This is a genomic window from Pseudomonas sp. GM30 (assembly GCF_000282275.2).
In the GTDB taxonomy this organism is placed as follows: Bacteria; Pseudomonadota; Gammaproteobacteria; order Pseudomonadales; family Pseudomonadaceae; genus Aquipseudomonas.
Genome location: NZ_AKJP02000011.1, coordinates 224,028 through 237,200 on the forward strand (window position 1 = coordinate 224,028; position 13,173 = coordinate 237,200).

Consider the following 13,173-nt stretch of genomic DNA (forward strand, 5'->3'; position numbering starts at 1 on the left):
GTGTGAATCAAGGAGTTCCGCATGTCCACCGAACAACTGTCGAAAACCCCGCTGCACGCTCTGCATATCGAACTCGGCGCCCGCATGGTGCCGTTCGCCGGCTACGACATGCCGGTGCAATACCCGCTGGGCGTGATGAAGGAACACCAGCACACCCGTGAGCAGGCCGGGCTGTTCGATGTCTCGCACATGGGCCAGATCCGCCTGACCGGCGCCAATGCCGCCAAGGCTCTGGAAACCCTGGTGCCGGTGGACATCATCGACCTGCCGGTGGGCATGCAGCGCTACGCGATGTTCACCAACGACAACGGCGGCATCCTCGACGACCTGATGGTCGCCAACCTCGGCAACGACGAGCTGTTTCTGGTGGTCAATGCCGCGTGCAAGGATCAGGACCTGGCGCATCTGCAACAACACATCGGCGATCAGTGCACCATTACGGAGCTGTTCGAAGCCCGCGCACTGCTGGCGTTGCAAGGTCCGGCTGCGGTCACTGTGCTGGCGCGTCTTGCGCCAGAGGTGGCGAAGATGACCTTCATGCAGTTCAACCGCGTGCAATTGCTGGGCGTGGATTGCTTCGTCAGCCGCTCGGGTTACACCGGTGAAGACGGTTTCGAAATCTCGGTACCCGCCGCCGACGCAGAAAAACTCGCCCGCGCCCTGCTGGCCGAACCGGGAGTTCAGGCCATCGGCCTCGGCGCCCGCGACTCGTTGCGCCTGGAAGCCGGCCTGTGCCTGTATGGCCACGACATGAACACCGAGACCACGCCGATCGAAGCCAGCCTGTTGTGGGCGATCTCCAAGCCACGCCGCGCCGACGGCGCACGGGCCGGTGGCTTCCCTGGGGCAGAGACAGTTTTCGCTCAGCAGCAGAACGGCGTCGCGCGCAAACGCGTCGGCCTGCTGCCACAGGAGCGTACGCCGGTGCGTGAGGGCGCTGAAATCGTCAACGAAGCCGGCGAAATCATCGGCAGCGTGTGCAGCGGTGGCTTTGGTCCGACCCTGGGCGGGCCGTTGGCCATGGGTTACCTCGACAGCGCTTATGTCACCCTGGATACGCCAGTCTGGGCCATCGTTCGTGGGAAAAAGGTGCAAATGCTTGTAAGCAAAATGCCATTTGTTCCACAACGCTACTATCGTGGTTGATTGATTGTTTCTATAAGTAACGCGATTGCGTTATGCGTGCACTAATGTGTAACGCAATCGCCACAAAAAAGTGCATTTTCTAACATCTGATTCGATTATGAACTTTGCTTATAACGTTCGAAAACTTTTGAACAAGCTATTCGTCCAAGCCGCACTAGTAGGCTGACTAACTGCCAGCAGGGGCAGGAAAACCGGGGCCTTCGCGGGGCTTGTTTTTTCTCCCGTAGTTGGCGTAGAGTTTGTCCACTGTGTTTGCATGGGTCAGCTTGGAATCGTGACCTGGGCAGTAGCCTACAAGTTAGCTACATCCCGCTCGACGTCTTCTTACTCTCCTGCAACCAGCCCCAGTACTCTTTCATGAGAAAGAGACTGTCATCAATTTATGCGTCAAAGGAAATAAGAAATGTCGACACGTCAGAGCGGTACCGTCAAGTGGTTTAACGACGAGAAAGGTTTTGGTTTTATCACTCCAGAAAGCGGTCCGGATCTGTTCGTGCATTTCCGCGCTATTCAGGGCAACGGCTTCAAGAGCCTGAAAGAAGGCCAGAAAGTGACCTTCGTTGCTGTGCAAGGCCAGAAAGGCATGCAGGCTGATGAAGTACAAGCAGAAGGCTAATCTTCTGTAACGAAAAAGCCCCTGATATTGATATCAGGGGCTTTTTTGTGCGCGCGAATCCGTAAAATGGTGCTTCATTTTGCGTCCAGAGGCTGCCATGTCGAAGAACCTGCTCACTCCCCAGGGCGACTTTCCTGCCGTTGGCCTCGGCCGGCGCCTGGCCGCGATATTCTATGACTTTCTACTATGCACCGCCCTGCTGATCGTCACCGGATTCGTCTACAAGTTGATCCAGGCAGCAATCATCGGTGAAGAGCGCCTGCGCGTGCTGACTGACGCCGGAAAAATGGACGGCGATCCGCTGTATTCCACAGTGTTGCTGCTGGTGCTGTTCGCGTTCTTCGCCAAGTTCTGGACCCACGGCGGACAGACACTGGGCATGCAGGTGTGGGGCATCCGCGTACAGAACGCCGATGGCAGCGCGATCAGCCTGTGGCAGGCGCTGCTGCGCTTTATGGTGTCGATCGCTTCATGGCTGTGTGTGGGGCTCGGATTCTTCTGGTCGCTGTTCGACAAGCAGAAGCGCACTTGGCACGACATGTATTCCGATACACGCGTGGTGCGAGTTCCGAAGAAGGTCAAATAGTTTCCAGAAGCCAGATACCACTGTGGGAGCGAGCTTGCTCGCGAAGGCGTCGTGTCAGTCAATCTAAATGATGACTGATACACCGCTTTCGCGAGCAAGCTCGCTCCCACAGGTCTTGTTTTTTGCCTTTGGAACTTAGGCGTTACCGGCCAGCTTCATCCGCGCCGCCTGAGTGAAATCCAGCATGCGCTTCAACGGGCGGATCGCCTGCGGAATCAACGCCGGATCGACAAAGATCTCGTTCGACCCTTCCTTCAGGCTCTTGAGCGTGCGCTCAAGGGTATTCATGGCCATCCACGGGCAATGTGCGCAACTGCGGCACGCGGCGCCGTTACCGGCGGTTGGCGCCTCGATGAAGACCTTGTCCGGGCACAGCTGCTGCATCTTGTAGAAGATGCCGCGGTCGGTGGCGACGATCAGGGTTTTGTTCGGCAGGCTTTGCGCGGCAGCGATCAACTGACTGGTGGAACCGACGGCATCCGCCAGTTCGATCACCGAAGTCGGTGACTCCGGGTGCACCAGAATCGCGGCGTCCGGGTACAGCGCTTTCATGTCTTCGAGCTGCTTGGATTTGAACTCTTCGTGGACGATGCACGCGCCGTCCCACAGCAGCATGTCAGCGCCGGTCTTACGCTGAATGTAGGTGCCCAAGTGCTTGTCCGGGCCCCAGATGATGGTCTCGCCGTTGTCCATCAGGCTTTCGACGATCTCCAGCGCGCAGCTCGACGTCACCACCCAGTCAGCCCGGGCTTTGACCGCAGCCGAGGTGTTGGCGTACACCACCACCGTGCGCTCCGGGTGCTGATCGCAGAACGCCGAGAACTCGTCCACCGGGCAACCGAGGTCCAGCGAGCAGGTCGCGTCCAGGGTCGGCATCAGCACGCGTTTTTCCGGGTTGAGGATCTTCGCGGTCTCGCCCATGAACTTCACGCCGGCGACCACCACAGTCTTGGCCGGGTGAGCGTTGCCGAAGCGCGCCATTTCGAGGGAGTCGGACACACAGCCGCCGGTTTCTTCGGCCAGGGCCTGAATCACCGGATCGCAATAGAAGTGAGCCACCAGCACCGCGTCCTGAGCCTTGAGCTCGGCGGCGATGGCGGAACGGTAGTAGGCCTCTTCCTCGGCAGTCAGCGGTTTGGGCTGTTTGGCATCGAGGTGGGCTTGAACCAGAAGGCGTTCGGAAATCTGCGTCATGTTCGCAAGACCTGCAGGCGCTTTCGCGCGAAAGTCGAGTATACACCCGGCTCCGGACCGCTTGAGGGTACCGCCGGGAGAGTGAGTTTTATCAGGCACGGACAGCGTTGAAGCTGCGCAAGGCTACAGAATATCCCGTTGATACAAAAGATGATTCTGACCTGTGTCGGCGCAGGCAACAATGAAAGGACAGGCAGCTGAATCACAGGCAAAAAAAATCCGGAAATCTCCCGCGCCTGGAGACCTCCGGATTTGCCGAACCGCCAGATACAGCAGATCGCGTAAATAGCTGCGATCTTGCCTGCCGGATTTGCCGATCTAGCGCAGCGGGTAGATGGAACCGCCACGTTTCTTTTTCTTACGCTTGAACAGACTCAAGATTTTTCGAATGATGCCCATGCTGTTGCTCCCGATAGAGGCCTAGTTCGGCACTGATGAGTTTTGCCAATTGCTCGTTGCCCAGGTCATTGAAGTGGACGCGATCGACAAAAAGGGTTTCGTTGAAGACCGGCGACTGCTTGAGCATGGAATTCATGTCCAGGCAGCGGATGTCACCGGCCTTCGCCTGAATATGCGCGAAAAACGGCGCGTGCACTTCCTTGCCCAGTACGCCGCTGAATAGCCGGTAGAAGTTGTTCGGACAGCTGTCGATGGCATGGAATACAGCTTCTTCATCCGCCGTCAGTTGATCCCGGCACCAGTGGGACAGGGGTTGAAGGACGAAGCTCAGGGTAGCGCCACTGCCCGACAGCAGCAGTTGCCATTGCTTCAATGCGTCGGTGATGGAATCAGCCGCGCGCTCCAGACGTTCGTCCAGCGAGATCCCCTCGTCGGTGATGACTTCATCCGCCGGGTTTTCATAGAACAATGCTTTCTTGCAGCGCTGCAGCCAGGACTCCCCCCCCTTGGAACCGAACGAGTTCTTTTTGCGTTGCATGTCCTCATTGAATTTATTCATGTAATGCTGAAATTCGAACGAGTAGTAATAACGCCCATGCTCGCTGGCGAACTCGTCCGGGATACCCTCCAGAGCCAGGGTGTTGATGCCGCTGAACACCACGACATGACCGATATTGCCCAGACGCTTCTGATGCATGAGGAACATCAATAATTCCTGGGTAGAGTTGTAGCCCCGGCCGGCAAAATTCAGCCACACCTCGCCAGTCAACTCGCTGAGCCTGGAAGCCACGGTAAACGCATCGCGCGTAGCGCCCACACCCAGTGCGGTCGAACCGCCTACCAGCAAGTTGATCTTGCCATTGGCCGGAAGCTCAGTGACCGAAAACCGCTGGCCTTCATATTCGCTGTAACGAAATCCGAATGCGTCGGTATTGATCGTCGGCGAACGAAAGTTCTTTTCATGGAAGTACATGGTATAGGGCACCCAGCGCGCGCCGATGTGCATGAAGCTATCGTAATCACGGATTTGCGGGGTCCACCTGTAGACCTCCTGCACCGCCTGGTGGTGATTCAGTTCGGGTTTGTCAGTCAAGGGCATAGTGCGTTCTCCAGTCGGTCTCTTCATTCCATTGAGGCTGGTCGGACTTGGTCAGCAGAAACTGACCGATCACCAGACAATCCATTTCCGTGCGCATGAAGCAGCGGTAGGCATCTTCCGGACTTTCAACGATCGGCTCCCCCCGAACGTTGAACGAGGTATTGATCAGTACCGGGCAGTCCGTCCGCTCGGCAAATGAGCTGAGTAACTGTCGAAATCGCGAATTGTGTCTGCCATCCACGGTCTGCACCCGAGCGGAGAAGTCCACGTGAGTCACTGCCGGTATTTGCGAGCGCTTGAGCTTGAGCTTCTCGATACCGATATAGCCGACGTCATTCACGTTTGGCTCTCGCTTGTCAGGCTGTACCGGCGCGACGATCAACATGTAGGGCGACGGTTGATCCAGATCGAACCATTCGTGCGCCTTTTCGGCCAGAACCACTGGGGCAAACGGGCGAAACGACTCACGATTCTTGATTTTCAGGTTCATGACGCTCTGCATGTGCTCCGAGCGAGGATTCCCCAGAATCGATCGCGAGCCGAGAGAGCGTGGGCCAAATTCCATGCGCCCCTGAAACCATCCGATGACTTTGTCTTCGGCCAACCGCGCGGCCGTCGCCTCGATCAAGGCCAACGGATCGAGCTTTTGATAGTTGGCTTTCAGCTCACACAGGTACTGTTCGATCTGGTCATCACTGTAAGCATTGCCAAGATAGGCACCTTGCATGCTGTCCTCGGTGCCGTCCGCCTGACGTTGCATCCCGGTCTTTTCAAAATGGCATTGCAACGCGGCGCCAAGAGAGCCCCCGGAATCCCCCGAGGCTGGCTGGATGAACAAACTTTTGAATAACCCGGATCTGGACAGTTTGCCGTTGGCCACACAGTTCAGGGCCACACCACCGGAAAGGCACAAATGCTCGGCGTTGGTCATTGCCTTGACCTTGCGGGCCAGTCCGAGCATGACCTGTTCGGTGACCACCTGGATGGAGGCCGCCAAATCCATTTCCCGTTGAGTGATGAGAGCCTCGGGTTCGCGCGGCGGGCCAGCGAACAAGGTCTCAAAGGCATCGCTGATCATCCGTTCGCCCACCTCATAATCGAAGTACTGGCGATTCAGCGTGAAAATGCCGTCGTCTTCGATCCGGATAAGATGCTCCAGAATGGTCTCGACATATTTCGGCTCACCGTAGGGCGCCAGCCCCATGAGCTTGTATTCGCCGGAGTCAACCTTGAACCCGCAGTAATAGGTGAATGCCGAATACAACAAGCCAAGAGAATGAGGGAAACGAACCTCGAACAGCGGTTCGAGACGATTACCGGTGCCATGCCAGGCGGTAGTGGTCGACCACTCCCCTACACCGTCGACACACAACACAGCTGCATCTTGGAACGGTGACGGATAGAACGCCGAAGCCGCGTGACTCAAATGATGCTGACACAGATACAACGGGGGCATTGCCACGCCGGGAAATAGCGTCTGCAGTTCGCGAGCGATGATGCCCTTGACGTCCTTTCGCGCGACGAAGCGGGTGTAGTTTTGCGCGAACGCCAGAGCGCCTCGCGGGAAATTGCTCTTGTAGGTGTGGCAGATTCGCTCGAACTTGATGCTCGGGTCTTCGTAATAGGCCAGCCAGCTGATATCCGCCAGCGTGATACCTGCCTGATCCAGGCAGGCGAGCAAGGCTTTGGCCGGGAAGCGCTTGTCCTGTTTGACCCGTGAAAAACGCTCTTCCTGCAATGCGCAGACGATTTTTCCGTCCTTCAGCAGGGCCACCGCGCTGTCATGGTAGAACGCCGAGATTCCAAGAATGTAACTCATACCACCCCCTGCACGAAGGCGAAAATCGCAATGGCGAAAAACAGCACGGGCGGCAGATAGTCAAACCAGGTGGCGCGCTGGATGGCGCCTCGCAATGAATGCGCGGTCAGCCCGACCGTCATATTCACCAGAATCCCGCCGATATTGAAAATGAGCCCGTAAAGCAGAAAATGCAGCCACGCAGGACTCGCATCGGACGGCACGAATTGCGGCAGCAGACTGATAAAAAACAGGCCGATCTTGGGGTTCGACAGGTTGATCAGCATGCCTTTGCTAAACGCATAGCTGGCTGGCGCTGGCGGGATTTCGCTGCCTTCAGCCGTGCCGCCAACAGGACGGCGGGGCCAGGAAATATAGGCCAGATACAACAAGTAAAAAGCCCCGGCAATCTGCACTGCGCGATACAGCAGCGGCACTTCCTTGAAAATCAGTACCAGGCCGAATGCTGCCAGCAACACGTAGAAAAACACTCCAAACTCAACGCCCGCCGCCGCCCGCAAACCGGTCCTCACGCCATGCTTGAGCGATTGGTTCATCACGTACAGCATCGCTGGCCCGGGCGCCAGGTTGATGACCAGTACCGCCAAAATGAAAGATAGAAATCCGTAGCTCATAATGCATCCTGCCGTTGTGTGATTTTGTTGTAACTGCGTCGGGTAAAGTCACGCAGCGCGGCCAGCAGTGACGCTTCGGGCGGGCTCAACGCACGGTAGCCGATCCAGACGCGCTGCCAATGGTGAGCGAGTTCCGTTTGCCCACCGTTCTGCGCCACATCATCCAGATGTAGTTTGATCGCCTCGATGGCCCAGGCTGTGTGGCCACTGACCACGTTGTCGATGGTGTTGTGGAGGTCGGTAAACATCGAGTTGAAGCCGTAGTGCCGCAAGACGTCAGCCGAACGGCGATACTCGCCTCCCACACCCGACAGTTCCATGGCGAGATTCAAACCCAGGGTTTCCGGTTGAAAACTTTGCGGAAACAGTGAAATGGCTAGCCAGAACACCGGAACCTGCAGACAGTCGTCGTCAAAATGCGTGGATGCAGCAAAGGACCGAGCCGTGAACGTCCCGACATCGACTCCCATACTGGCCAGCAGCTCCTGGTAGATATTGCCGTGATGGAGCGCTGTATCGCCTTGGCCGAGCTCGTCGATCAGAGTGCGGTATAGCAATGCGCCGATCGGACTGGTGACAATCGCCGGCTTGACGATGTTTCGCAGCCAGGCACCATCGATCAGGGTCAAGGGCGCCAGCCGCGTCGCGTCGGCAATAATCTCCTCGCGACTTTCTTCGGGTGCCTGCGTCAATGGTCGGTAGCTTTCAACCTGTCGCTTGTGCTGCGCGGCTAACCACTGATCCAATCGTTGATGGCTGTAAACATTGAACGGCAGTCCTTCACTGCGCACAGCCTGTTGATGGCGTGCCAACCACCGCTCGGCAAAAAGCCTGGCTGCCGGCAGGGCATCAGGCGCCTTGTCAATATGAAGGAACAGGGGGTAAAGCTGCTGTAGCGAATAATCGGAATACTTGGCCAGTGCCAGTTGCCGGGCTTGAGCCAGTGCTTTTTCGCAAAGCGTTGCCGATTGCTCAGGAGATGGAGCGGTCAGCGGCGGCGGAGCAACAACACTCAAGCTCTCTCTGTTCAGCGATGCGATCCAGGTATCGACGACTTGAATATCTTGCGCAGAAAAAACCCCGAACATCCTGCCTTTCGGGTGACTGATGAGATTCATCAACGCGCTTTTTCCCGGCTGGCCAGCCCTGACGTAACGAGAGTTCGCCAGCGCCTGAATCGTCGCCTGCGCATTGAAGGTTTGCGGATCCAGCCAATGGTCGATCGGTTGGTCGGCCAGTTGCCCACGCTTGTGATAACCGCAGCCATGAGGACCCAGTTTTTCAATCAATGCGACCATGGCCGCCGCATTACTGAAACGCGCTTCATCCTTGAGTTCACTGGCCAGGCGTTTTTCACTTTTCTGAATCAGACTCAGTGCGCAAGCAAAGCCTGTGGCGATCCGGTCATGCGCCTGCGAATCGACCTGCGCCAGGAAATAGTCAATGGCCTCCGCCGCCGCCGGCCAATACCGGTCGCTGGATGAACAGCCAAAGACAGGGTTGCCCGCTTGCGCGCACAGGATGTTGAGCTGATCGAGATAACCGCACATTGCAAGATTGACGCCCAGGGTTTCGGCGAACCGTGTCGCTGGAAAACTTGCCAGGCCTAGCAAGAACACCGGTAGCTCGTAAGCGGCGCCCTCGATGTTCGGGTCATGACTGAAACTGTTCGCGAATACTTCATTCAAGTGTACCCCTGCCTGCCGTGCGGCCTGCTCGAACAAATAGCTCTGGCTCAAGGACGGATACCCTCCCCCGACCAGCCGCGCATGTGTCTGAAGCAGCAAACCACCATCCTTGCGCCACGCGTAGGCGATCGAAGTCACGCCGCAAAGCCAGCCACCGAGGGTTTTAAACAGCGGCGCATATTGATAGTAAAAATGACGTCGCTGCGGCGCATCGTGAAGAGTGTCTGGCATGTCCTGACGAATTTGCGCCCCGAGTGCCTGGATATCGCGCTGTCCCGCAACAATAAACGCAGCAAGATCTGCAGCCTCGCCCACCGCGCGATGAGGATTCAGATATTGATCGATATTGTTCCAGACCAACTCCATCAGCCCATGACTCTGTTCCTGGTTAATCAGCCTGAAAAACCATTGACGAGGGCTATATCGCAGCGTCGAGAGTTCCGTCGAAGAGATCGCCAGAAAACTCGGCACTTCGTCATCAGGTAACGCAGAAGTACTACCGGCCATTATTCGATCCTTGATTGATGGCATTGAATTGCTTCGGATAACCAGACCGTACAAACAGTCAACTCATGACAAATTGAACAGTTCGCGCACGTTATAGATCAGCCCGGACAAGGCAATCAAAAGCAATGCGACACCCGCCCCCCTGGAAATCAAGTGGCTGCTGGTTTTACTCAGCAGTTTTCTGGTCATGAAAATATATAAACCCAGAATGGCAAAATCGATCACAACCCAGAGTAACGAGAGCAGGATCAGGCTGTGCTTCGAGGAAGAGGTAATCTGGATGAACTGGGGAAAGAATGAGATAAAGAAAATAATGTCTTTGGGGTTGGAAATACCCACGATGAACCCGTGCCACAGACCACCCTGCATCGCTTGTTTATCCGGGGATTGTGCATCCGCAGATGCCGGATTGTTCTTCAGCGCATCAAGCGCCAGGTAACCGATAAAAAGACAACCCAGCAAGCTGAGCATGTTCAACAACACGACATTGACAGCAGCGCTGGCAACGATGATGTAAGAGGCCAGTGCAATCAGCATCAAGGAGGCCCAGTTCGTGCCTATCGCCGTCGAGAACGCCTTTCTCGGCCCGGCAGCGCTGGCAGTCGCGACCACTAGCGCGACGACGGGGCCAGGCGTCGCTATCAAAAGCATGACGGTCAAGATATAGGTAATGGCTAATGCAGTATTCACGCTTTGCTGGCCCCGCTGTCGGTTAATCGATATTCATTCGAAAAGGGCATCGCTCATGACTCAGTGAGCCCGGTTCTTCAAGTTGGTATTGTTTGATTTCAAAATTGCCCGGATCACCAAAAACACCGAGTGTTCTGGAGTACACGCCTCCGTTGTAGGCATCAGAACGGGAACGAATACGTGCACGAATACGTTGTCCGCTCAGCGAGTTACCGGCAGCCACCTGGTCAAAATTTTCTCGAGGATTGATCACGAATACGATATGCGTCCCCAGGTTCCTGCTTTTCATCAGGCGATGCCGGGGAAAGTTCATGTTCACGAAAAGAGGTATCCCCATGAAAGAGAATGACCATTTTTCGCTGCTCAGGTCGGCCGAAATCTCTCTTGGCCATGGCCCGGGATCCTGGTTGTGCAGCCTCTGCAAAAGATCCCAGGCATAAAGTTGCTCTTGTTCAAGAGAATCAAACTCGTTGTTTTCCAACAGTACGATCAAGGGCTTGCCGACTCTACATTTCAGTGGCCAGGCATTTACCTTTTTCAAATAAGAAGCAAGCCCCGTCATGAAGTCGGTAACGTCAGACTCTTTACTGACAAACAAAAGTTCGACATTCGAGGACTTCACCGCTTTCATCCCAAACAGACAGGGAAAAGAGGCCTGGCGTACGATACTTTCGAACACGTCTAATGCCGATGTTACCCAAGTCGTCTTGAGCGACTCATACACCTGCAGATTCTCAAGCCAATCCAGCTTGTTAAAACAACGTCCGTGTATAGCTACCATTGCATCTCCATGATGACGCTCAAAAAAAGTTATATGCATATATCTTTTTTAGAAGGCGCATTCTGGGAGAGGCCGGGATCGTTGTAAAACGAGTTAGATTATGATCTATTATTAGTTTTACTCATGGTAGAAACCTGTATGACGGAACGGATTCCCGCACTGTATTCCTTACGCGCATTTGAGGTCGCAGCGCGCTTTGTCTCATTCAGCAAGGCAGCCAGCGAGCTATCGGTCACTCAAAGTGCGGTGAGTCATCATGTTAAAACCCTCGAAGAACTTTTCGGTTGCAGCCTTTTCGAACGCCACGGACCAAAAATCAGCCTGACCGAACATGGGCGACTGCTCGCAGACGAGTTGAAGGTCGGCTTCAAGATCATCGAAAGTGCTTGTGAGCTATTGAAGGTGGATCGTCATCGGCTGCGCCTCAAGGCACCTTCGACGCTGACGATTCGCTGGCTTCTCAGAGCGCTGGATAAATTCAATAAACACAACAGCCATTGCTCTGTGCAACTCTCCAGTGTCTGGATGGATGTTGACGAGGTCGACTTCTACTCCGAGCCCTATGATTGCGCGATTCTGTTGGGGGATGGCAATTTCGGCCCGGCCATGGAGAGCTTTAAACTGTTTGATGAATGGCTGATCCCCATTTGCAGTCCTGGGTATCTGGAGCCGGAAGACCTCAAACTGTCGTCGCTCAACGATCATGAATTGCTGCATCCCTCCACTGACCGGCGAGACTGGCGACGATGGCTGAAAAGAATGGGCTGCCTTGATACCACCAATATAGAACGCGGCCAGTTGTTCGACACCCTGGATCAGGGAATTGCCGCTGCCGTACAGGGTATGGGAATCTCCGTGGCAGATCTGGTGCTGGTTGTTCAGGAGATTCAGGCCGGCCAGTTGCGGCTTCCATTCAAAAGCGCTGTGGCGACAGGGGATGGCTATTACATGACCTGGCTGAAGGCCAGCCCCAAGTCGCAGCAGATGTGCCAACTGCGCGATTACCTGATGACTCAGGTTCATGCCCTCCCGGCACAAGGTATCGCCTACCTGCTCTGATGGCCGCAGGCGTCGCGCATTCGAGACTTTCGCAGCGGCGCCTGATCCAGCCTCAAGACGCAGGAGCCCGCGAAATCGCAGGCAAAAAAAAACCCGGAAATCCTCACTTTCGTGGGCCTTCCGGATTTTCTAAACCGCCAAATATGGTGGGTCGTGTGGGATTCGAACCTACGACCAATTGGTTAAAAGCCAACTGCTCTACCAACTGAGCTAACGACCCGCTGTGTGGTGGCGCGTATAATACTGATTTTTAAGGACTATTCAACACCTTTTTGAAAAAAATCAAAAATAAGGTGTTGGATCGCTTACACCGGCCGCTGCGAAGCCTTCCGCGCGCAGGCGGCAGCTGTCGCATTTACCGCAGGCGCGGCCGTTATCGTCCGCCTGATAGCAGGAAACGGTCAGGCCGTAATCCACGCCCAGCTTCACGCCCGCCTGGACGATCTGCGCCTTGCTCAGGTTCTGCAGCGGTGCCTGGATGCGGAAACCGTTGCCTTCCACACCCGCCTTGGTCGCCAGGTTGGCCATGCGCTCGAACGACTCGATGAACTCCGGACGGCAATCCGGGTAACCGGAATAGTCCACCGCATTGACACCGATAAAGATGTCACGCGCGCCAAGCACTTCAGCCCAGCCCAGCGCCAGCGACAGGAACACGGTATTGCGCGCCGGCACGTAGGTCACCGGGATGCCCTCGCCCAGCTCTTCCGGGATGTCGATGCTGGTGTCGGTCAGCGCCGAGCCGCCCATACCGTTCAAGTTCAGGCCGATCACTTTGTGCTCGACCACACCCAGATCGCGGGCGACGCGCGCGGCGGCATGCAGCTCCGCATGAGAGCGCTGGCCGTAATCGAAACTCATGGTGTAGCAGGCGTAACCTTCAGCCCGGGCCATCGCCACCACCGTGGCTGAATCGAGGCCACCCGACAGCAGGATGACCGCACGTTTTTCGTGAGTGTTCAGTTGTTCAGTCAT

Annotated in this window: 12 protein-coding genes and 1 tRNA gene; 4 read left to right on the top strand and 9 right to left on the bottom strand. The window is 55.9% G+C overall.

Going from position 1 to position 13,173, the window contains the following annotated elements; genetic code table 11:
- Window positions 1-21 precede the first annotated feature (21 nt).
- From gcvT to PMI25_RS08720, 3 genes are all read left to right on the top strand, one after another.
- On the top strand, window positions 22-1,146 hold the full coding sequence (gene gcvT, locus PMI25_RS08710) for a glycine cleavage system aminomethyltransferase GcvT (protein ID WP_007962055.1): 1,125 nt from the start codon (window positions 22-24) through the stop codon (window positions 1,144-1,146).
- Between the two features lie 403 nt (window positions 1,147-1,549).
- Window positions 1,550-1,762, top strand: a complete 213-nt coding sequence (locus PMI25_RS08715; protein ID WP_003237709.1) for a cold-shock protein — start codon at window positions 1,550-1,552, stop codon at window positions 1,760-1,762.
- Window positions 1,763-1,859: 97 nt separating this feature from the next.
- Window positions 1,860-2,348: an RDD family protein gene (locus PMI25_RS08720; protein WP_007962054.1), complete on the top strand. Its 489-nt coding sequence runs from the start codon at window positions 1,860-1,862 to the stop codon at window positions 2,346-2,348.
- 135 nt (window positions 2,349-2,483) lie between these two features.
- Here PMI25_RS08720 and nadA read toward each other — a convergent pair whose 3' ends face one another.
- From nadA to PMI25_RS08755, 7 genes are all read right to left on the bottom strand, one after another.
- Window positions 2,484-3,542 carry a quinolinate synthase NadA gene (gene nadA / locus PMI25_RS08725; RefSeq protein ID WP_007962053.1) on the bottom strand — a complete coding sequence of 353 codons (1,059 nt, stop codon included), beginning with the start codon at window positions 3,540-3,542 and terminating at the stop codon, window positions 2,484-2,486.
- Between the two features lie 358 nt (window positions 3,543-3,900).
- Entirely contained in the window at window positions 3,901-4,947 is a 1,047-nt protein-coding gene (locus PMI25_RS08730) for an SGNH/GDSL hydrolase family protein (RefSeq protein WP_238547073.1), read from the bottom strand.
- 79 nt (window positions 4,948-5,026) lie between these two features.
- Complete coding sequence (locus PMI25_RS08735) at window positions 5,027-6,859, bottom strand: carbamoyltransferase family protein (RefSeq protein WP_007962046.1); 1,833 nt, start codon at window positions 6,857-6,859, stop codon at window positions 5,027-5,029.
- Window positions 6,856-7,473, bottom strand: coding sequence for a LysE family translocator (locus PMI25_RS08740; RefSeq protein ID WP_007962045.1), 618 nt, complete (start codon window positions 7,471-7,473; stop codon window positions 6,856-6,858). Before PMI25_RS08740 ends, PMI25_RS08735 begins: the two co-directional genes overlap by 4 nt.
- The gene (locus PMI25_RS08745; protein ID WP_007962043.1) at window positions 7,470-9,668 is read right to left on the bottom strand and encodes an iron-containing redox enzyme family protein; all 2,199 of its coding nucleotides are present in this window, start codon (window positions 9,666-9,668) and stop codon (window positions 7,470-7,472) included. Before PMI25_RS08745 ends, PMI25_RS08740 begins: the two co-directional genes overlap by 4 nt.
- Before the next feature lie 63 nt (window positions 9,669-9,731).
- Window positions 9,732-10,358, bottom strand: a complete 627-nt coding sequence (locus tag PMI25_RS08750) for a LysE family translocator (RefSeq protein WP_045122017.1) — start codon at window positions 10,356-10,358, stop codon at window positions 9,732-9,734.
- Window positions 10,359-10,380: 22 nt separating this feature from the next.
- Window positions 10,381-11,139, bottom strand: a complete 759-nt coding sequence (locus PMI25_RS08755; RefSeq protein ID WP_007962039.1) for a YqcI/YcgG family protein — start codon at window positions 11,137-11,139, stop codon at window positions 10,381-10,383.
- 138 nt (window positions 11,140-11,277) lie between these two features.
- Between PMI25_RS08755 and PMI25_RS08760 the strand changes: the two genes are divergently transcribed.
- Entirely contained in the window at window positions 11,278-12,198 is a 921-nt protein-coding gene (locus PMI25_RS08760) for a LysR substrate-binding domain-containing protein (protein WP_045122031.1), read from the top strand.
- 144 nt (window positions 12,199-12,342) lie between these two features.
- Here PMI25_RS08760 and PMI25_RS08765 read toward each other — a convergent pair.
- A tRNA-Lys gene (locus PMI25_RS08765) sits at window positions 12,343-12,418 on the bottom strand.
- Window positions 12,419-12,480: 62 nt separating this feature from the next.
- Complete coding sequence (queC, locus tag PMI25_RS08770) at window positions 12,481-13,173, bottom strand: 7-cyano-7-deazaguanine synthase QueC (RefSeq protein WP_007962033.1); 693 nt, start codon at window positions 13,171-13,173, stop codon at window positions 12,481-12,483.